Genomic DNA, 21582 nt, shown 5'->3' on the forward strand with positions numbered 1-21582 from the left:
GGTTGGCATTATCAGCATATGATGTATCAGAAGATACTCAAAGACCATGGAATCGTACAAAGCATGTCAAGGAAAGGCAACTGTCTGGACAATGCCATGATGGAAAACTTCTTCGGACTTATGAAGAACGAATTACTATACGTGAATCATTTTGAATCTGTCGAAGAGTTTGAACGAGAACTGAAGAAATATATCTGGTGGTATAACAATAAAAGAATAAAACTGAGATTAAAAGGAATGAGCCCGGCTATATACCGAGCTCACTACTATAGAGAGATAAATAATTAACGTTTAATTTAATGTCCAACTTTTCGGGGTCACATCAAGTTTACGAGGGATATTTTTGTTATACGGTAATTTCACCAGAACCCAAGCAACGGTGATGCTCCTTGTCATAAACCACACAGAACTGACCTGGTGCCACACCATGTATCTTATCTTGGGAATGTACCACAAACGAGCCGGCACCTGTCCATTCGAGCTTTGCTGGGTGGCACTCTGGTGTGTGACGAATCTTGAAGGTCACCTCCGTGGGCTGCATTTCCTTTGTCAGGAAATGGAAATCATGCACGGGGAAGTCGGCTTTATAAGCTGTCTCGGGATCGTAGCCATGCGATACATATAATATATTATGAACCACATCTTTCTTAACCACGAACCAAGGGCCACCACCAAAGCCCATGCCCTTGCGCTGACCAATGGTGTGGAACCACAGTCCCTTATGCTCACCTATGCGCTTACCTGTTTCCAGTTCAATCACGTCGCCAGGCTGTTCACCCAGATAGCGACGGATATAGTCATTATAGTTTATCTTACCTAAAAAACAGATACCCTGAGAGTCCTTACGTTTGGCATTCACCAAATGCTCACGCTCGGCAATCACACGCACCTCGTCTTTAACATAATGACCAATGGGGAAGAGGGCCTTTTTCAACTGCCAATCGTAAATCTGAGCCAGGAAGTCTGTCTGATCCTTTACAGGGTCTGGACTTGTGCAGAGCCATTTATTGCCATCGGCATCCGTTTCAGTCATGGCATAGTGACCTGTGGCTATCAGATCGTAATCATGACCACGCTTCTCGTGGAAAGCACCAAACTTAATCAAGCGGTTGCACATCACATCGGGATTAGGTGTCATACCTGCACGCACCTTGTCCATAGTGTACTTGGTCACCTGATCCCAATACTCCTTGTGACAGTCAATCACCTCCAGTTTACAACCATACTTATGCGACACTGCTGTAGCCATCTCCAAGTCCTCCTCGCTCGAGCAATCCCATTCTTCCTCCTCTTCCGGTCCTATCTTAATATAGAAGCAGTCGGGATGCAATCCCAACTGAGCAAACTCATACACCACGACCGAACTGTCGACACCGCCCGAAAGCAGCACTGCAATGCGCTTATTCTCTAACTCTTTGATATTCATGGGTGCAAAGATACGATTAAGTGAGCAGAAAACCAAATTTTATTTGAGTTTTCTCGAACGTGAGTATCTTCGAACGAAGTTCAAAGGTACAGAATTTAGTTAATAGTTATTGTTAAATGTTGCTAAATATAAATACGAATCCATTGTCGAATCAAAAATAACACATATCTTTGCGATATCAAAATGATATTAATATTAATCATTAAAACAATAAAAGTTATGGAAACAAAAGAGTTCGAGTTCAAAGGATCGGTATTGAATGGATTCCTGATGTTGTTTGTAAACATCGCAGTTTTGATTCTGACGATTGTTGGTATAGTTCAGAGCATCATTATGCTCGACGCTACTGATGGTTCGCAGGGCGGATGGCTACTAGGTCTGTGCGGACTGATGATTATCGTAAATATCATCATGTGGTGCGGCCACATGCAGTTGGAGCCCAACGAGGCCCGCGTCGCTACATGGTTTGGTAAGTACGCTGGCACATTCGCCCAGACCGGTTTCTTCTGGATCAACCCCTTCTATAGCACCAAGAAGGTTTCTCTGCGTGCTCGCAACCTGGATGCTGAGCCTATCAAGGTGAACGACAAGACAGGTAACCCTGTGATGATTGGACTCGTGCTGGTTTGGAAACTGAAGGACACCTATAAGGCTCTGTTCGAGGTGGACACCCAGACCATGGCTTCCAATCCCAATGCTGTGGGTAGCGATACCAAGGGACTGATGAATGCGCTGGAGAACTTTGTTCGTGTTCAGAGCGATGCAGCTCTGCGCCAGGTGGCTGGTCAGTATGCCTACGATGACGAAAGGCCACGAGTAGGCGACGATACGTCGGGAATGGATAGCAAGACGGGTGAACTCACGCTGCGCTCTAGTGCTGACGAGATCAATGAGCAATTGGAGCTGAAGCTCGACGAGCGTCTAGCCTTGGCAGGTATCGAGGTGGTAGAGGCGCGTATCAACTACTTGGCTTATGCTCCTGAAATCGCAGCCGTGATGCTGCGTCGCCAGCAGGCCAGTGCCATCATCAACGCTCGTGAAAAGATTGTTGAGGGTGCTGTATCGATGGTAAAGATGGCGCTCGATAAACTCTCAAGCGAGGAGATTGTAGAACTCGACGACGACAAGAAGGCTGCCATGGTTAGCAATCTGCTGGTAGTGCTTTGTGGCGACGATAATGCGCAGCCAGTGGTAAATACAGGAACATTGAACCACTAATTTAGTTAGGAGTTAAGAATTAAGAGATAATGGCAGAGAAAAAATCCACTAAGAGTTTTATCCTGCGTGTTGATAGTGACACGATGGACGCGATAGAGGCTTGGGCTGCGGACGAGTTCCGCAGCACCAATGGCCAGCTGCAGTGGATCATCACTGAAGCCCTTCGCAAAGCCAAGCGTCTCCCCAAAAAGAAGAAAGAAAATGAAACAGAACAACTTTAATCTGAAAGAGGTAAAGGTGTATCGCAATACAGAAGCAACAGTCTTCGAAATCGCCTTCGCCGTAGAGGCCATCATCGTTTGGGGACTTATCATCTGGATGATTTATCAGGCGCCAGACGTAGTTCCCACCCATTTCGACGCCTCAGGCAAGCCTAATTCATACGGATCACCTTCTAGTATCATCATTCCCTGCATCATCCTGACAGCAGGAGCGATTATGTGCATGGCGATAGCCTACTTTCCACATCGCATCAACATGCCTGTAAAAATCACGAATATACGTCAGGTAGCGTTGGCCATCCGCAGTACTAGAGTCATGGGATGCACCCTTCTATTAGTCCCTCTAGCTGTAGTATATATGATGCTCGGCATGGCATCACCATCGCCAGCACCAGTATTGCCGATTATTGGGCTTCTCATCTTGGAAGTCATCGTATCCACGATACTTATCAACAAAGCAAAATAAAAATCTAAAACAGATAATCCCGCTTGCGAGCGGGATTATCTGTTTTTACAAGTGTTTCTTGGGATAGAGAGCGTCCCACCAGGTGGGGTCGTCCTTCAACCATTTCTGGAACCAGGCCATCTGGGTAGCCAACCACTTCTCTTTCTTTGAATAGTCGAGAATATGGTGATTCTCACCCTCGACCTCTACCAGCGATACTTCACGGCCAAGAAGCTTGAGAGCCGTAAACATCTGCAGACTCTCAATCAAAGGTACGTTGGTATCGGCATTACCATGGAGCAACAGCAGTGGGGTGTGAATCTTATCGGCATTGAAAAGCGGACTCTGGTCAACATACAGCTGGCGATGGCTCCAAGGGTAACTGTTGGCCATCGACACCTCGCTATAGTTATACCCCCAGTATCCCTCACCCCAGTAACTGGTGTGGTTGGCAATACCGGCATGCGAGATAGCAGCAGCAAAGATATCGGTCTGGGTCTGCAGATACTGGGTCATAAATCCACCATAAGATGCACCCATACAACCAATCTTATCTTTATTAATATAGGGATGCTCTGCACAAATCTGTTTCACACCTTCGATAATATCCTCGGCAGGACCGCGACCTGCAGTGTTCACATGGCGCGATGCCCACTCCTGACCAAAACCTGTGGCACCACTGGGTTCGATGATATAGGCTACGTAACCCAGCGAATTCCAATACTGAGGTGCATAAGGCGACTCGAAATAACGCGACACAGGCGAGCAACCACCATAGTAGTAAACAATCATAGGATACTTCTTGGTAGCATCGAAATCCTTAGGCAGATAAAGTCGTCCATATACGGTATCTCCCTTGCTGTTGGTGAAGTTCCAATCCTGACAGGTACCTATCTCAGCATCGCCCAAAGCCTCAACTCCATTGAACATTGAATATTGAGCATTAAAGATTGCTTTCTTTGAGTTGATAGTAGCTACATAGGCCGAGGCAGGCTCCAACGTTTTATACGACAGGTAAGCCAATACGGGTGCATGGGCTGCCATATTGAAACGATAAGCATAATCGCCATTAATAGGAAGCTTTGAGATTTTTCCACTCTTAGGGTTAAGTGCAAACATATTGACATAATCACGATCTTCGGCAGAGAAATATATCTGTCCGTCGGCCCATGACCAATCGACACTCTCTATGCTGGGATCGAAGTCCTTGGTGAGCGGTGTTACCTTCTTTGTTGCGATATCAAAGAGGAACAACTCATTTTCAGTCATACTAGGGGTGACATCAGCGGGCAACTGACAACCGATGCGATTGAAAGCTTCTGGATTGCCAGTAAACAGTATTTGCTTACCATCGGGTGAGAACGAAGCGCCACCAAGGAAACCTTCACACTTGAGCAGGGTATCAACCTGCAGCGTCTTGGCATCCATGACATACACATCAACCACCTCGGTGGGGCGCTTGGCCAAACGAGAATAGGATGAGATGACGAGTAGTTTGCTACCGTCTTGCGAGATATCATAGAGATACTCGCCCTTGTTGCCAAAGGTGATGCGCTGGGTGATACCGGTTTTGATATCGTACTTGGCCAGATAGTTGCGCTTGCGCCAACCGGGCTGACGGTCGTCCATCTCAAGAACCTCAAATATTTCCTTATCCTCTTGTGGTCCTTCTTCCTCCATACTCATAATCAGATAGTCTTCTGTAGGTGCAACAGTATAGCTACCTTCAGGAATATCTGCAGCAAAAACAGTGCGCTGACCTGTCTTCGGATCTACCTTATAAAGCACACGCTTGTTGCCCTCTTTCTCCTCTACCAGACATGCCACCGACTGAGGCATCCAGCTACCCATACGCTGCGATTCAGAGATGAGGCGCTGCGACTTAACTTCGCGCAACTCATAAGTCCAACGCGAGTTTCCACCACGAGCTGTGGTCTGATAAGTTACGATCACATACTGTCCATCGGCAGAAAGTGAGATACCACGAACGCGCTTTCCATCAGTCAGATCGTGCACCATGTAAGGATGATTGGGTGTCAGTTGATAGGTGATGGCAGATGGGGTATCGAACACCACTTGGATAGAGTCGGTATCCTTCGGCTCGGCCAGATACTGAATGCTAAAGGTGTGATGCTCTGGGGCCAGCTTTAATTCACCACTAGACTCAACACCATCAATAAACAATTTTGAGTTCTTGGGACCTTTAACCTCAATCTTACCTTTGACATACTCGGTATTATTCACATAGAATGTGAGCAGCCCCACACTCTTACTGTCTGACAAAGACGGTAACACCTGACCAGAGAACTTACTGGTGGTCTGAGAGGTTAAAGCAATGGAACCCAACATCGAGTTGGCATCAAACTTTTTGCCCTGCACATCAACTGTATCGATAGCAAAAGGGGCTGAAACTGCATAAGGACCTGCGAGATTAAACTCAGTTACAGGCGTCTTTACTTGGGCTGTAGCCATCATGCCAATGGCCAACAGCATTTGTGTTGTAATAAGTCTTTTCATTTATGTTTGTTTAATAAGCTGCTCTATATTTGCCTTCGTCCTTATCCTCGAGCATCGAGAGATACGACTGATAGCGGCTTTCGGCAATGTAATGGTCCTCGAGTGCCTTGAGCACAGCACATCCTGGTTCGTGGGTATGGGTACAATTAGAGAATTTGCAATCCTGAGAAAAATGGAATATCTCCTTGAAATAGCTGGTAAGTTCTTCTGGTTCCATATCGAACGTACCGAAGCCCTTAATACCCGGTGTATCGATGAGCCAGCCCTCATCCAACCGAATCATCTCACTGAAAGTGGTGGTATGCTGACCTGTGTTATGGGCATCGCTAATCTCGGCAGTACGCTGACTAGCACCGGGCACCAGACGGTTTATGAGCGTTGACTTACCTACGCCACTGTTACCACTCAGCAAGGTTATCTTATCCTTCAACAAGGGTTGCAGAGCCTCAACACCTGCACCTGTCTCGGCCGAAATCTGATAACACTCATAGCCAATGGTTTGATACAGATGTACCATCGCCTCCTGATAGCGGCGTGTATCTTCATCGAGCAGGTCGGTTTTATTAAATACCAGGATAACCGGCACGCGATAAGCCTCGGCCGAAGCCAGGAAACGATCGATAAAGGTAGTGGATGTCTGCGGATTAACCACCGTAACCACCAAAATGGCCTGATCGACATTAGCAGCCAGAATATGACTCTGCTTTGAGAGGTTGATACTCTTACGGATAATGTAATTACGACGGTCCTCTATCTCGGTAATAAACGCCGTACCCTCGTTGTTAGGCACAATACCTACCCTATCGCCCACAGCCACTGGGTTGGTACTACGGATACCTTTCAACCGAAAGTTACCCTTTATCTTACAATCAATCAGCTGGCCATCGTCTGTTAAGACGGTGTACCAGCTGCCTGTATTCTTTATAACAAGTCCGCGCATTTATACGGTCATGATTTCCTTGTTCTTGGCCGTAATCAACTCATCAATCTTCTTGATGAACTTATCATGCAACTTCTGGAGCTCGTTCTCGGCATCTTTTTCCAAATCCTCCGAGAGTCCATCCTTAATGGCCTTCTTCAACTTATCCTTGATATCACCACGCACATTGCGAACCTCAACCTTTGCCTTCTCTGCAATCTTATTGCACTGCTTGGTCAAATCACGACGACGCTCCTCTGTGGGCTGAGGGATATTAAGTCGGATTATCTCACCATTATTCTCAGGAGTGATACCTACATCACTATCCATAATAGCCTTTTCAATATTACGGATCTCCTTGCGATCCCAAGGCTTGATAGCGATGGTACGAGGATCGGGAACACTCACATTAGCCACCTGATTAAGGGGCACCTTGCTGCCATACACCTCTACACGTACAGCATCGAGAATAGCCACATTGGCACGACCGGCACGGATGCGGTTCAACTCCTCCTCAAGATACATCGCAGCCATCTCCATGCGCTCCTCGCTCTTGTTCAAAATTTCTTTTACGTCAACCATATTGAATACTTTTAATCATTTTCTGATGACAAAAGTAAGGTTTTTCTGTGAAACTTCCAAATAATTGCGTTTTTTTCATTCAAAAATTTTGTTATTTACACAAAAAACGCTACCTTTGCGGGTGTTTACTACCGTACTTTAGACAATTTATGCTTCTATTCAGCAGCCATATATATTTATCTCTCGTAGCAGTTTTCATAATAACCGCTATTAGTATGGTTGTGTATAATCGGTTGATCTATTATCGCGAAAAAAAGACCGCCAGAAAGGTGCAACGAATGAACGCCCAGCTCTCACTTATCATGGGGGCCAACAAGATTAATGCATGGACATATAACACCAGAAAGGACATCTATAAGTTCATATCAAGTCAGAACCAAACAGAAACACTCTACACGCCTTTGGCTTTTTCGCAACTCTACGACCGCGATGACTTTATAAAAATGCAGAATACACTTGCGGCCATACAGAACAGAGAAATACTGACCGACACGTTTACCGTAAAAAGTGCCCCTGACAAAGATGGAACCATCAAATACTACGAAATATCCCTCTCGGTACTGAACAGAAACAGACAAGACCTGCCCTACGAGATATTAGGTACCCAGCGCGACATCACAAAGGAGCAGCACCAGTCGGAGGAGACCAGGCAACTCATGCTGAGATACCACACGGTGTTCAACTCATCGCTGGTGGACATGGTGTATTATAATGCTGATGGCTATATAGCCGACGTAAACGATAAAGCTTGTGAGACATTTGGCGTGAAAGACCCGCAGCTGATGATCAAGCGCAAGATGAAGATGACAGACGTGCCGTCATACAGAGACATTGATATCAATAAATTGGAGCACACACAACTGTCATCGATTACCGACATCAGTAAAACGAAAGCTGATGATGAACGTGTGCCAGAGATAACACGCCACGGCAAGATATACTACGAAGCCATGCTAGGCCCCATACGTAACGAGAACAACCAACTGCAAGGTGTGATTGCTGCTGGTCGCGATATTACGGAAATGGTGGAATCGACTCACAAACAGAAAGAAGCCGGACGACTGATTGCCAAACGCAACAAGGCCATTCAGCGATATATCAGAGACATCAACTACTCACTGAAAATCAGTGAGACACGCTTGGTGAACTACTACCCAGAAACTCACGAACTTGAAATTCTGAGCGACCTGAGCGAGCCAGGTAAACGGATACCACAACTGCATGCCGTGAATCTGGTTTCTACCGACTACTACGCGAAAGCCTCGGACATGATTCTGAGGATGGACAAGCGAAGACGAGGCACCATATCAGAGACACTACGCACCAAGCTAACCGACCATCAAGGGCGCGACATCTACTTGAACTTCAATCTGATGCCCATCACGAACCATGCCAATGAGGTGACGCACTACTTCGGTATATTGAGAAACGACACGGAAATGGCGTACACGGAAATAAAACTGAAAGAAGAGACAGCCAAAGCTCAGGAAGAGGAACAGCTTAAGAATACGTTCCTGCTGAATATGAGTTATGAGCTACGTGTACCACTACATGCCGTCATAGGATTTGCCGAACTGTTCAAGACTGAACATAGTCTGGAAGATGAGCCCATTTTTGCCAGTGAAATCAAGAAGAACACTGACGTGCTGCTCAATCTGATTAACGATATCCTATTCATATCGCGACTGGATGCCCACATGATAGAATACAACTATGAGGTGTGCGACTTCGCCATCCTGTTCAACGGATGGTGTAATCACGGCTGGGGGGAGACTGGCAGTAAGGCAAAGAAAATCATCAATAACACCTACAACTCGTTATGGGTGAAGATTGACAAGCACAACCTGGGTATTGCCATCGAGAAACTATGCGCCTATGTAAGCTTATGCGCTGTAGAAGGTTTTATCAAGGCAAAATACGAGTATCTGCATGATGAACTGATGATTATTGTAGATAGCACGGATGGAGGCATGGAATTGGAGGATGCCACTAAAGCGTTCGACCGTTTTGTGGAGGACGACAAGCACAGGCGTATCGGTACTGGTTTGGACCTGCCAATCATCAAAGAATTAGTGGAGCAAATGGGAGGTACTATCGACGTGCTGTCAGACCCCGACAAAGGTAGCTCTTTCTTCATTGCCCTACCCTGTCAGATGATAAATTTTGAAAGAAAAATAGAAGAGATATAATATGCTGATATTGATAGTTATATTAACCTTTATGGTCATTATCATTGGTATGATATTGAACCGCATTACACTCTACAGTATTCGTAGGAATACTCGCAGAGCCAAGGATATAGCTACCATCATGCAGCGCACACTGAACGACAATAACTATGTGGTGAGCCTCAACCTTAAAAACCATCTGGCTTATAACCTGTATGGCGACTTCCTACCTGCAGAAGGAATATCCTATGAACATAGTCTGGAATTCATACATCCCGACGACCGACATCTCTATACAGAATTCATCACCCGACTGGTGAAAGGAGCAGAATCGTCAGAGTGTCTCTTCCGTTGGGACAGCAGTCTGGATAAACACGAAAACAACTGGCGCTATATTCACGATATTGGTATCGTGGAATATGACGAGACTGACAAGAAGACGCCTATCAACTTCTACTGTACGCTAAACGACCAGACAGAACAGATAGAAACAGAGAAAGAAGAGCGCGAACTGACTGACCGCTATCGCAAACTGTTCGAACAGAGCATTGTAGGACAGGCTTTCTACGATAAGGACGGACATCTGCTGACGGCCAATCAGAAATTGCGCGAGATCCTTAAGTTCGAAACAGACACCGATCCATACTATCAGCGCTACACGATCTTCGAACTGCCTACATTCCGCTACATCCTAAAAAGGGATGCTACAGAAGATCTGTACTTCTGCACCAAGACGGTTATTTTTGAACGAGGCGTGAACTGCTACACGGAAATCAGAGTACACCCCATCTATAATGAAATTCAAGAATTGGAGTTCTTCACCCTATATATCAGAGATATCAGTCAGGAGCGCGAACTCTACTTGCAGGACAAGAAGAATGAGGTGTCGCTACAGCGTACCAATCAGGAAATAGAACAGTATGAAACTGAACTGAAATACCTGATGGAGAATATTGACATGCGATTCTTCCGCACATCTTTCGAGAAACAAGAGATAACCTTCTATCGCGAAATGAACGTGATTGAGAAGAAGATGGGATTTGACGAACTCATCACGCACTTTGTAGATGAACCTTTTGTCGAAGGATTGCGTCATCTCCAGGAATTCTTCAACGAACCCAAATCTACGCTCACACACATGCGCTCCATCTTCGACGAGAGCAGTCAACTGCAATGGAACTTTATAGACAGTCTTCCTTACTACGATGAAGAAGGCAAGCAAACAGGTACATATGGTGTGGTGCGCAATGTCACCAAACTGATAAACAAGCAGGAGCAACTGAAAGAGGAGACAGAACGTGCCAACCAGTCGGGTATGCGCAAGAGTACCTTCCTGGCCAGCATGAGTCACGAAATACGCACACCTCTCAATGCCATTGTGGGCTTCTCGGATGTACTGGCAACCATGAGCACCCCTGAGGAACGAGAGGGGATCATACAGGTAATCTCTAATAACTGTGATATGCTACTGCGACTGGTGAACGACATCTTAGCGCTGTCATCACTGGAGAATGGAGATATCATCATCACGCCACAGAAAACAGACTTTGTGAAGTGTTTCGAGAGTGTAGGCACATCACTGGCTCAAAGAGTGAAGAACCCCAATGTGGAGTTTATCATGGATAGTCCCTGTAGCTCATACATCACCACCATCGACAGTGGGCGCATACAGCAAGTCATCACAAACTTTGTTACTAATGCCATCAAATATACCCATCAAGGGCATATCAAGATAGGATATGAACAGCAGGAACGTCACAATAAGGATGGTCTATACATATACTGCGAAGACACAGGCGACGGCATTCCTAAAGAGCACCAAAGCAAAGTGTTTGATAGATTCGTTAAATTAAACGACTTTGTACAAGGCACTGGCTTAGGACTGAGTATCAGCAAAATCATTGCCGACAACAGCGGTGGAGAAATTGGCGTTACTTCAGAAGGCAAGGGATGCGGATCAACCTTCTGGATATGGATTCCATGTAAACAAGAAACAAACCATGATTATGAAGAAATTTAGAATATTTGCACTCTTTGTGGCTTGCCACCTATCACTTGGCATCATCCACGCTCAGAAAGACAGCATCATCGTGTATGATGACCAGCGACCACTGGTTTACGAGGATGCATGGGACTTGTGGCCCTATGTGTTTCTGAACGAAAACGGAGAGCCCGACGGCTATAATATCGACCTTTTGAAGATGATATTCAAAGAACTTGATATTCCATATATCATCAGACTGCGCCCTACGCTTGAGGCTCAGAAAGACCTGAAAGAACACAAATCGGATTTGATGCTGCGAATGGATGCCGACTTCGCACGCGACAATTCTTCGTACGGTAAGACCATCGTGCAGATATTTACTCACAGTCTGGTAACGCCCAAGAACCAGACGGTCCATGCCAAGACAGGCAGAGACCTGGAGAACTACCCCATCTATGTGCATGACGGAAGCTTTAGTCATCACAAACTGAAAGACAACAAGTGGGCGAAGGAAATTATTCCCTTCGAAGACATGAAAGAGGCCATTCAGAAAGTTAGTTCTGAGAACAAAGGTATCATCCTGTGGAACTCGATGTCGCTGAAGTGGTTGATGATGAAATATCACACAGATAATCTGGAGTTGATACCATTCGACTTCCCTTATGGAGAATATAAATTCTTTGCCAACGACCACCATCTTCTGGCACAGTTGGATAGCGTTTATTCAAGTCTGCGTGCCAATGACAAGCTTACAGCTATCCAAAATAAATGGTTCTATCCAGAACGACGCGAAAGTGGTATCCCATCATGGATATGGGATTGGATTAAATTCGTGACCATCTTAGCAATAGCTGTTGCGGTATACTATATCTTCTTTAAGGTTCGCGAACATAACATCACGAAAAAGATTCAGAAAGAGAACGAGCGTCTATCTCTGATAATGAGAACCAGCAACGTGAAATTCTGCACCTACGATGTGGCTACACAGCATTTCGTTATGCTGGATTCTGCAGGTTACTCTGAGCGCACCTACTCACTGCTGGAGTTCTCACATCGATTCGACCCCACAGATTTTACTGCGCTCACAGAAGGACTCCAAATGGTTATCGAGGAGAAAGCCCCCACCTTCACCCTACAACTCAAGGAATATGAAAACGACCTGATACATAGCAACAACTACACTGCTACATTATCTGTGCTAAGACGCGACAAGCACAAAAAGCCTTCTGTGATTATCTGTTCTAAGACCGATAACACACAAGACCGACTGCGACAGGAAAAGATTAAGAAATCTATGCTGCTCTACCAGTCGCTTTTCGATTCTGCCATAGTAGATATGGTATATTATGATGCTGATGGTTACATCACAAACATGAATGCGAAGGCACTCTCGGCCCTGAATATTGACATCGAAACCATCAAGAGGCACAAATTCACATTGAACGATGTGCTAGGTATCGATGATCTGAATATTGATGAGCTCGACTATTTCTATGCTACACAGCTCTATACCACTGCCGACGACAACCGCGCACTGGGCAAGGTGATAAAACGCAAGAATTTCTACTATGAACTGCAATTAATGCCTATACATGACAATGACGGCAAACGCATAGGATTCTTCGGTTCGGGACGCAACGTAACCGAGGTTGCACACTCATACAGACAACTGAGAGATAACACCAACGAACTCCAAGAGGCTCAAGATGAAGTAACCTCCTATGTGCATAACATCGACTATGTGCTGACAGTAGGTGGCATCAGTCTGGCCAAGTATCATCTCGATACGCATACACTGACCGTATTCAGCGAGATTAATCACGAGAAATACTCACTCACCCAAACGCGCGCATTGGCACTGATTGATGCCACGTCAGAAAAACAAGCGCTGCGCATACTAAACAAGATGGACAACAAGCAGACGGGCAGTCTGCGAGCAGAAATCAAAACTTGTATCAGGCGCAAAGACCACGTCACACTACATCTGCAAATCAACTTCGTACCAACTTATAAAGACGGAAAAATCGTAGAATACTTTGGTATGATTCGCGATATCAGCGACATCAAAGCCGTAGAGGAGAAACTTGCGATGGAGTCGGTCCGTGCACAAGAGGTAGAAACAGTGAAGAATGCATTCTTACACAATATGAGCCACGAGATACGTACGCCACTGAACACTGTAGTAGGTTTCTCAGAACTATTCGAGATGGATCATTCGCCAGAAGATGAAGCGGTGTTCATCAACGAAATCAAAGAGAATTCGGCTTCATTGCTCAAGCTCATCAACGACATTCTTTTCTTGTCAAGACTGGATGCTGGCATGATTACGCTCTCTACACAGCCCATCGACTTTGCAAGCATCTTCGCAGGGCGCTGCTCGTCGGTTTGGGACACTCATAAACAAGACGGCGTGGACTATATCGTTCAGAATCCATATAAACGGCTGATTATAGAAATTGACGAGCCTAACGTGTCAATGATTATAAACAAGATTCTTACAAACGCCATACAACACACCACCAAAGGCTATGTGCTGGCACGCTACGAGTTTATTGCAGACCGGCTGCTGGTATCAGTAGAAGACACAGGATGTGGTATCAAACAAGAAGACTTGAACAATATCTTTGGCAGATTTGTGACAGGCGCTAACAACAGCGCCGGACTTGGACTCAGCATCTGCCACGAACTGGTAGAGTACATGGGAGGCCAAATAGAACTCAAGTCAACAGAAGGAAAAGGCACCATAGTATGGTTCTCAATACCATGTAAGATGATAGAATTAGAACGTAGTTAAAAACAGAAACTGATATATGATGACCAAAAAGATATTTATACTTGCTATTATTAGCATACTCGCCATATGTCACGTGCAAGATGCAGAGGCCAACTATATCCGTGAATATACCACAGATAAGCCTCTTATCATTGTAAGCGACTGGGAATTTCCACCTTATGAATTCAGAAACGACTTAGGAGAGCCCGATGGATATAATATCGAACTACTCAACATCATACTCGACAAGTTGAGCATCCCGCACAAGTACATTATGAAAGAGTGGTACCAATGTACTGAGACTTTCGAAAATCACGAAGCCGACTTGATTCATGGCCTTAAAACACAATACGATCGGCCACCTTTCGAATATACACAGAACCTGATTACATATTATAAGGTATTAGCAGTCAGACTGAGAGCCACTCGCCCGCTCAGACGTATCAGTCAACTGAGAAAGAACGACACGTTGACACTGAAGAAGAACGACTACGTGTCGCTGAAGATATCGGAACAAAAAAATAAGGTATTCACCACAGAATTCCACTCGCCACGCGAAGCACTGATGGGTATCAGAAACGGAAAATACAAGTACTACATGTGGGGAGAGCAGCCACTGAAGATGAAGGTGAGGGAACTGAATATCGATGATATCGAATTCGATGAGACCGATATCCCCACTGGTGAGCTACGCATCGTAGGCTATGACAAGGAGCTGATAAATGACATTGATGAAACCTATGCACGATTGGAACAATCTGGCGATATCCAAAAGATATACGATAAGTGGTTCCACCCGGAAAACGTACACAACGATGCCTCACCTATGGCACTCATCCTGCTCATAGCCATCGTCATAGCTGCAATAGTCATCTTACTCTTCAGCCACATGATGCGCATAAGAGTGAAAAAGGCTGTCGAAAAATCAATAGACCTGAATCAGATGATGACTGAAGCGCTAAACTCAGGAAACTATTATGTGATAGAATTCGACACCAAGACACAACTGATGAAAAACAGATATGGCGACATGCTACCTAAAGAAGGTATGAGCTATACCGACTTTATAAGCAGACTGCCAGAAGATGAGAAAGGAAAGTTCAGCGAAGCTATGAGACAAATGACTCAAGGCCAGAAAGACCTTGGCTATCTAAAGCGCCGGTTTAACAAAGGAACGATTGATTCGCCAGACTGGCACTGGATAGAGGGCCACGCTGTGGTAGAATACCTTGAAGAAAAACCGCGTTACATCGTCACCTCATTCAGAGATTATACCATTGAGGTACAGGAAGAGCGCATGAATGAAGAAATAGCAAGTAAATATCAAAACATCTTCAAATATGGTTTGATTGCCATGTCATTCTATGATAAAGACGGAAAACTGATTGACGTCAATCGCCGAATGGCTGCTCTTTGCGAATTCGACTTGGATGGCGAAACATTCTTCCGACAGATGAACCTGTTTGACGTTCCACTGATAAAAGGTCAGTATCAGAAGGGCGTCAATGAGGATTTTCACGTATGCCAGCGGATGTTCTATCCCGAGATAGGCATCTACAAATACATTGAAATAAAGGTATGTCCTACATTCGATGAAAATGGGCTGATCCAGATGTATGTGGTGACGGCTCGCGACATGACTGCCGAACGTCATATGTATCTGGAACAGCACAAACACGACATCGAAATCAGAAAGACAACCGAAGACATACAATTCTATGAAGAGCAACTGGGATATCTGCTTGAAAACAGCAACATGTTCGTATGGACTTACTATACAAACGAAGGCATCATCCACTTCAGTCGCAGTGGTAGAAAGTCAGACTATACCCAGAGTATCGAAGAATTCTTTGCCGGTGCTACCGACGAGTATCGGGAATCCGGTATCAAAGAGGTGCGCCAAACTATGGCTTTATGCAAACCATATAATACCACCATACACTTCAAGCATACTGCAAGCAGGTCGGAGCCCGTGTGGTATGCTATCAGTGGCATACCCACTGTAGATAAAGATGGTAGATTGATTAAGTATTTCGGTGTGGCCCGTGACATCAATACACTCATGGAAGCCCAACAGAAACTGAAAGACGAGACACGTCGTGCAGAGGAATCTGGAAAGATGAAAGCAGCATTCCTTGCCAATATGACGCACGAGATACGTACACCGCTGAATGCAATCGTTGGTTTCAGCGACTTACTGCCTGTCGTAGAGGAGCACGACGAGCGTATGGAGTTTATTCGCATTATCCGCAACAACTGCGACATGCTGATGCGACTCATCAATGATATCCTTGAAGCATCAAATGTAGGACAGTCGCTTGCCATCAAGCCGGAGGTAGTTGACTTCTCCAAAGTATTTGATGATATCTGTCAGACACTAGCTCAACGCGTGGACGAAGCAGGAGTGGAGTTTATCAAGGATAATCCTTACGAATCCTTTACAGCCACACTCGACAAGGGACGCATCCAGCAGGTACTCACCAATTTCACCACCAACTCTATCAAATACACCCACGAAGGACATATCAAGGTGGGATATCGCGAGCAAGATGGCGGTATATACTTCTACTGCGAGGATACGGGTGCCGGCATTCCTAAAGACAAGCAGAAGGCCGTGTTTGAGCGCTTTGTAAAACTGAACGACTTTGTACAAGGCACAGGATTAGGACTGAGCATCTGTAAGGCAATAGCCGAACGATGCAATGGTAAGATAGGCGTGATGTCAGAAGGTGAAGGACATGGATCAACCTTCTGGATGTGGATACCACAGAAATAAAATAAAGAACCCTCGCCAATTAGCGAGGGTTCTTTATTCATATATCAGAGGTTTAGAAAAAAAGCATGCGCTCAAGCCAATAAACCAGGATACCTGCAATATAACCAGTAAAGGCCACCCAGGTGATTCTCTTCATATACCATCCGAAAGTAATCTTCTCCAAGCCCATTACTACGACACCTGCGGCCGAACCGATAATAAGCATTGAACCGCCCACACCAGCACAATAGGCCAGCAACTGCCAGAAGATACCATCAATAGCCATATCGCCAGTAGCAGCAACAGGATACATACCCATACAACCTGCTACCAAAGGTACATTATCAACGATAGAAGAAAGCACACCGATAATACCAGTCACCAAGAAATGGTTGCCCTCGAAAGTGCTATCAAGCACACCACCCAACAGGGTAAGCACGCCCACCTCCTGCAATACTGCCACTGCCATCAGAATACCAAGGAAGAACATGATGGTTGACAAATCGATACGTGATAACAAATCGCTGACACGTTTTGCCATCGTATCATCATCAGATGCACTATAATGGAATATCTCTGTTACTGTCCAGAGCAGACCTAAAACGAGCAGGATGCCCATGAAAGGAGGCAGATGAGTGATTGTCTTGAAAATAGGTACAAAACAAAGACCACCGACACCAAGCCAGAAGATAATGTCACGCTGTGACTTTGTGAACATGCTGACATCAGCTTTTGGCAGATTCTGCTCCTTGTCAAACTTGCCGTCCAACTGATACTGCAAGATAAAAGCAGGCACCAGCATAGAAACCAACGAAGGAATAAAAATCTCGGTAAGCACACCCTGAGTAGTAATAACACCCTTGATCCAAAGCATGATGGTTGTCACATCACCTATAGGCGAGAATGCACCTCCTGAATTAGCAGAGATAACCACCAAAGCAGCATAGATCAGACGGTCGTTACGACTCTGTACCAATTTGCGCAGTACCATAATCATCACAATAGATGTGGTCAGATTGTCGAGGATAGCAGACAAGAAGAATGTCATAAAAGCCATTCGCCACATCAGCTTTCGCTTAGAACGGGTCTTCAGCGTATCTCTCACGAAATTGAAACCACCATTGGAATCCACAATCTCCACGATGGTCATGGCACCCATCAGGAAGAACAAGGTACCAGCAGCATCACCTAGATGATGTTCAATAACATCGGATATATGATGTAGCACATCACTACCTATAAAGTTAGGATAATACGATATTGGATCGAGCATTAGCAGCGTCCAACATAACACACACATCAGCAGCGCTATGGCCGCCTTATTAACTTTTGTCAGGCTCTCAAGCGCTATACAAAGATAGCCGATGCAGAACACCACGACAATGAGAATTGTTAATGTTGACATTTTGTTTAGAATACTTTTTAATTATTGTTTTAAATTTGCCTGCAAAGGTACGAATAAGTGAGAAGAAAACCAAATATTATTTGAGTTTTCTCGAACGAAAGTACTTTAGAGCAAAGCTCAAAGGTACGAATAAGTGAGAAGAAAACCAAATAAAACACGAAAAGTTTGTTGTTTAACAAAAAAGTTTGTATATTTGCACTCCATATGAACAACGAACTAAATAATGAAGTAAAGTGGAGTGAAAACATAGTTTTGGTAGATGCCGACTATGTGGATAATGTCACATTTAATCTGATTGTAAACTTCGAGCGGATGATAGGCAGACGCATTCCACAAGCGGATATTGCAAAATGGCTAGACTGCATTGCGCTCGATGGAGGCATCAGAGAAGGCGAAAACGAAATACAGGTGATATTGATTCACTCAAAAGACAAACAACAGATGAACAACTTCGTACCAGGCAACTACGTCAACGACCTTAGCGGTAAGGCTTTCAAAGACCACCTGGGCGAGTTTACCATCAATGCATATCAAGCCGAAGAATATGCCAAGACCAACGATTTCTTCAGCGAGGTTCTGGAACTGATATGCACACAAAAAGGCATCAAACGTGTGATGGTGATACCTAATGCCGAAGATGCTTATATATATAATAAGGTACGCGAAACACTACGACAGGCTGACGATGAAGACAAACGTATCACCGTTTTTGCCATGCAGCCACAGGCTGGCGGCAATTACCGTCAGGAGATCTTGGGTTATTCGCTGATGGCAGCTCTTGGCATCAAAGCCGATGAGATTAAGGAATGATAAGAATTGAAGAGTTGAAGAAATAAAAAAATATAGACTATGGCAAAAGTATTAATGATTGGCGCAGGTGGCGTAGCTACCGTTGCTGCATTTAAAATCGCTCAAAACGCTGACGTGTTTACAGAGTTTATGATTGCAAGTCGCCGAAAAGCAAAGTGCGATAAAATTGTGGACGACATCCACAAGGCCGGATATAAGATGGACATCAAGACAGCTCAGGTAGATGCTGATGATGTGGAACAGTTGAAAACACTGTTCAACGACTTCAAACCAGAGTTGGTTATCAACCTGGCCCTGCCCTATCAGGACCTGACAATTATGGATGCCTGCTTGGCATGCGGATGCAATTACCTGGATACTGCCAACTACGAGCCAAAGGACGAGGCTCACTTTGAATACTCATGGCAGTGGGCCTATCGCGACCGTTTTGAGAAAGCCGGACTCACAGCTATTCTCGGTTGCGGTTTCGACCCAGGCGTAACTAGTATCTACACTGCTTATGCTGCAAAACATCACTTCAAGGAGATTCAATATCTGGATATTGTTGACTGTAATGCTGGTGATCACCACAAGGCTTTCGCAACCAACTTCAATCCAGAAATCAATATCCGCGAGATCACCCAGAAGGGATTGTACTGGGAAGACGGCAAATGGGTTGAGACTGAACCGCTGGAGATTCACAAAGACCTCACTTACCCAAACATTGGTCCACGTGACAGCTACCTGCTGCACCACGAAGAAATCGAGAGTTTGGTTATCAACTACCCCACTATCAAGCGTGCCCGTTTCTGGATGACTTTCGGTCAGCAGTATCTGAAGCACCTCGAAGTGATTCAGAACATTGGCATGAGCCGTATCGACGAGGTTGAGTACGAGGCTCCATTGGCCGATGGCACTGGTACCGCTAAGGTGAAGATTGTACCTCTGCAGTTCTTGAAGGCTGTACTGCCTAACCCACAGGATCTGGGTGAAAACTATGAGGGCGAGACCTCTATCGGATGCCGCATCCGTGGTATAGGCAACGATGGCAAAGAGCATACCTACTATGTATATAACAACTGCTCACACCGCGCTGCTTATGAGGAGACTGGCATGCAAGGTGTCAGCTACACCACCGGTGTTCCTGCAATGATTGGCGCTATGATGTTCTGCAAAGGATTGTGGAACAAGCCAGGTGTTCATAACGTAGAGGAGTTTGATCCAGACCCATTCATGGAGCAGCTTAACAAACAGGGACTGCCTTGGCACGAGATTCATGACGGAAACTTAGAACTCTAAATTATTACCCAAAAGACATTAAACAATGGCAAAAGAAAAAGAAGAGGCTTTGCAGCCTCAGACGGAGAAGATGAAAGCGCTGATGGCAGCCATGTCAAAGATTGAAAAAGACTATGGCAAGGGCTCAATCATGCGCATGGGAGACGAACAGATCACAAATGTAGAAGTAATACCTACTGGTTCAATAAGTCTGAATGCTGCATTAGGCGTTGGCGGCTATCCCAAAGGACGCATCATCGAAATATATGGTCCAGAATCGTCTGGTAAAACAACACTGGCCATACATGCTATCGCCGAATGCCAGAAAACAGGTGGTATCGCTGCATTCATTGATGCCGAGCATGCTTTCGACCGCTTTTATGCAGCCAACTTAGGGGTTGACATTGATAACCTCTATATCTCACAGCCCGACAACGGTGAACAGGCATTGGAGATTGCTGATCAGCTGATTCGCTCAAGCGCTATCGACATCATCGTTATCGACTCTGTGGCAGCTTTGACACCTAAAAAGGAGATTGAGGGCGATATGGGCGATTCTGCAGTAGGACTTCAGGCACGCCTGATGAGCCAAGCGCTACGCAAGCTCACCTCTACCGTGGCAAAGACAAATACAACCTGTATCTTTATCAACCAGCTGCGTGAGAAGATTGGCGTGATGTTTGGTAATCCAGAGACCACTACTGGAGGTAACGCCTTGAAGTTCTATGCTTCTGTACGTCTTGACATCCGTAAGTCGCAAGCTATCAAGGACGGCGACAATATCATCGGAAACCTGGTAAAAGTGAAGGTTGTAAAGAACAAGGTTGCTCCTCCATTCCGCAAGGCCGAGTTTGAGATCACCTTTGGTGAAGGCATCTCAAAAGTTGGAGAGATTGTTGACATGGGTGTTGAGTATGGCATCATCAAGAAGAGCGGTTCATGGTTTAGCTATGAAGACTCTAAACTGGCTCAAGGCCGTGATGCTGTCAAGACCTTGCTTAAAGATAACCCTGAGCTTTGCGAAGAACTCGAAGCAAAAATTATGGAAGCCATCGCAGAAAAGCAATAAAGCATTTCTACTAAAAAAAATCACCTCATTTTT

Annotated in this window: 16 protein-coding genes; 11 read left to right on the forward strand and 5 right to left on the reverse strand. The window is 45.2% G+C overall.

Annotated features, from left to right (window positions below):
- The coding region (locus T360_RS0102495; protein WP_028911395.1) for an IS3 family transposase at positions 1-288 on the forward strand (288 nt) is incomplete at its 5' end.
- Between the two features lie 58 nt (positions 289-346).
- On the opposite strand, the gene mnmA is transcribed toward T360_RS0102495, so the two are convergent.
- Positions 347-1426, reverse strand: a complete 1080-nt coding sequence (gene mnmA / locus T360_RS0102500) for a tRNA 2-thiouridine(34) synthase MnmA (protein ID WP_028911396.1) — start codon at positions 1424-1426, stop codon at positions 347-349.
- A gap of 219 nt (positions 1427-1645) precedes the next feature.
- Here mnmA and T360_RS0102505 point away from each other — a divergent pair, with 219 nt between their 5' ends.
- From T360_RS0102505 to T360_RS0102515, 3 genes are read left to right on the forward strand one after another with little or no spacing between them, the layout of a single operon-like run.
- Entirely contained in the window at positions 1646-2644 is a 999-nt protein-coding gene (locus T360_RS0102505; protein WP_028911397.1) for an SPFH domain-containing protein, read from the forward strand.
- A gap of 29 nt (positions 2645-2673) precedes the next feature.
- The gene (locus T360_RS0102510) at positions 2674-2865 is read left to right on the forward strand and encodes a hypothetical protein (protein WP_028911398.1); all 192 of its coding nucleotides are present in this window, start codon (positions 2674-2676) and stop codon (positions 2863-2865) included.
- Positions 2846-3331: a DUF1648 domain-containing protein gene (locus T360_RS0102515; protein ID WP_028911399.1), complete on the forward strand. Its 486-nt coding sequence runs from the start codon at positions 2846-2848 to the stop codon at positions 3329-3331. The genes T360_RS0102510 and T360_RS0102515 overlap by 20 nt, the downstream gene beginning before the upstream one ends.
- Before the next feature lie 45 nt (positions 3332-3376).
- Here T360_RS0102515 and T360_RS0102520 read toward each other — a convergent pair whose 3' ends face one another.
- From T360_RS0102520 to frr, 3 genes are read right to left on the reverse strand one after another with little or no spacing between them, the layout of a single operon-like run.
- Positions 3377-5827 (reverse strand): S9 family peptidase, encoded by a 2451-nt coding sequence (locus T360_RS0102520; protein ID WP_028911400.1) that lies wholly within the window; start codon positions 5825-5827, stop codon positions 3377-3379.
- 10 nt (positions 5828-5837) lie between these two features.
- Positions 5838-6767 carry a ribosome small subunit-dependent GTPase A gene (gene rsgA / locus T360_RS0102525; protein ID WP_028911401.1) on the reverse strand — a complete coding sequence of 310 codons (930 nt, stop codon included), beginning with the start codon at positions 6765-6767 and terminating at the stop codon, positions 5838-5840.
- Positions 6768-7328, reverse strand: coding sequence for a ribosome recycling factor (frr, locus tag T360_RS0102530; RefSeq protein WP_028911402.1), 561 nt, complete (start codon positions 7326-7328; stop codon positions 6768-6770).
- Between the two features lie 278 nt (positions 7329-7606).
- Here frr and T360_RS0102535 point away from each other — a divergent pair, with 278 nt between their 5' ends.
- From T360_RS0102535 to T360_RS15630, 4 genes are read left to right on the forward strand one after another with little or no spacing between them, the layout of a single operon-like run.
- Positions 7607-9517 (forward strand): PAS domain-containing sensor histidine kinase, encoded by a 1911-nt coding sequence (locus T360_RS0102535; protein ID WP_231488080.1) that lies wholly within the window; start codon positions 7607-7609, stop codon positions 9515-9517.
- A gap of 1 nt (position 9518) precedes the next feature.
- Complete coding sequence (locus tag T360_RS15625; RefSeq protein WP_028911404.1) at positions 9519-11516, forward strand: PAS domain-containing sensor histidine kinase; 1998 nt, start codon at positions 9519-9521, stop codon at positions 11514-11516.
- Entirely contained in the window at positions 11503-14274 is a 2772-nt protein-coding gene (locus T360_RS0102545; protein ID WP_197019258.1) for an ATP-binding protein, read from the forward strand. Before T360_RS15625 ends, T360_RS0102545 begins: the two co-directional genes overlap by 14 nt.
- A gap of 16 nt (positions 14275-14290) precedes the next feature.
- Positions 14291-17029, forward strand: a complete 2739-nt coding sequence (locus T360_RS15630) for an ATP-binding protein (protein WP_051523307.1) — start codon at positions 14291-14293, stop codon at positions 17027-17029.
- Positions 17030-17081: 52 nt separating this feature from the next.
- Here the strand turns inward: T360_RS15630 and nhaD are convergent, their stop codons facing one another.
- Positions 17082-18413, reverse strand: a complete 1332-nt coding sequence (nhaD, locus tag T360_RS0102555) for a sodium:proton antiporter NhaD (protein ID WP_028911406.1) — start codon at positions 18411-18413, stop codon at positions 17082-17084.
- Between the two features lie 204 nt (positions 18414-18617).
- Between nhaD and T360_RS0102560 the strand changes: the two genes are divergently transcribed.
- From T360_RS0102560 to recA, 3 genes are read left to right on the forward strand one after another with little or no spacing between them, the layout of a single operon-like run.
- The gene (locus T360_RS0102560; protein WP_028911407.1) at positions 18618-19223 is read left to right on the forward strand and encodes a DUF6621 family protein; all 606 of its coding nucleotides are present in this window, start codon (positions 18618-18620) and stop codon (positions 19221-19223) included.
- A gap of 39 nt (positions 19224-19262) precedes the next feature.
- Positions 19263-20501, forward strand: a complete 1239-nt coding sequence (locus tag T360_RS0102565; protein ID WP_028911408.1) for a saccharopine dehydrogenase family protein — start codon at positions 19263-19265, stop codon at positions 20499-20501.
- Between the two features lie 25 nt (positions 20502-20526).
- The gene (gene recA / locus T360_RS0102570; protein ID WP_028911409.1) at positions 20527-21549 is read left to right on the forward strand and encodes a recombinase RecA; all 1023 of its coding nucleotides are present in this window, start codon (positions 20527-20529) and stop codon (positions 21547-21549) included.
- Positions 21550-21582 lie beyond the last annotated feature (33 nt).

The sequence above is a fragment of the Prevotella sp. MA2016 genome (genome assembly GCF_000619825.1).
Classification (GTDB): domain Bacteria; phylum Bacteroidota; class Bacteroidia; order Bacteroidales; family Bacteroidaceae; genus Prevotella.

Coding starts and splice junctions, on each gene's coding strand:
- mnmA (WP_028911396.1), bottom strand. CDS start 1,426: ATGAATATCAAAGAGTTAGAGAATAAGCGCATTGCAGTGCTGCTTTCG.
- T360_RS0102505 (WP_028911397.1), top strand. CDS start 1,646: ATGGAAACAAAAGAGTTCGAGTTCAAAGGATCGGTATTGAATGGATTC.
- T360_RS0102510 (WP_028911398.1), top strand. CDS start 2,674: ATGGCAGAGAAAAAATCCACTAAGAGTTTTATCCTGCGTGTTGATAGT.
- T360_RS0102515 (WP_028911399.1), top strand. CDS start 2,846: ATGAAACAGAACAACTTTAATCTGAAAGAGGTAAAGGTGTATCGCAAT.
- T360_RS0102520 (WP_028911400.1), bottom strand. CDS start 5,827: ATGAAAAGACTTATTACAACACAAATGCTGTTGGCCATTGGCATGATG.
- rsgA (WP_028911401.1), bottom strand. CDS start 6,767: ATGCGCGGACTTGTTATAAAGAATACAGGCAGCTGGTACACCGTCTTA.
- frr (WP_028911402.1), bottom strand. CDS start 7,328: ATGGTTGACGTAAAAGAAATTTTGAACAAGAGCGAGGAGCGCATGGAG.
- T360_RS0102535 (WP_231488080.1), top strand. CDS start 7,607: ATGAACGCCCAGCTCTCACTTATCATGGGGGCCAACAAGATTAATGCA.
- T360_RS15625 (WP_028911404.1), top strand. CDS start 9,519: ATGCTGATATTGATAGTTATATTAACCTTTATGGTCATTATCATTGGT.
- T360_RS0102545 (WP_197019258.1), top strand. CDS start 11,503: ATGAAGAAATTTAGAATATTTGCACTCTTTGTGGCTTGCCACCTATCA.
- T360_RS15630 (WP_051523307.1), top strand. CDS start 14,291: ATGATGACCAAAAAGATATTTATACTTGCTATTATTAGCATACTCGCC.
- nhaD (WP_028911406.1), bottom strand. CDS start 18,413: ATGTCAACATTAACAATTCTCATTGTCGTGGTGTTCTGCATCGGCTAT.
- T360_RS0102560 (WP_028911407.1), top strand. CDS start 18,618: ATGAACAACGAACTAAATAATGAAGTAAAGTGGAGTGAAAACATAGTT.
- T360_RS0102565 (WP_028911408.1), top strand. CDS start 19,263: ATGGCAAAAGTATTAATGATTGGCGCAGGTGGCGTAGCTACCGTTGCT.
- recA (WP_028911409.1), top strand. CDS start 20,527: ATGGCAAAAGAAAAAGAAGAGGCTTTGCAGCCTCAGACGGAGAAGATG.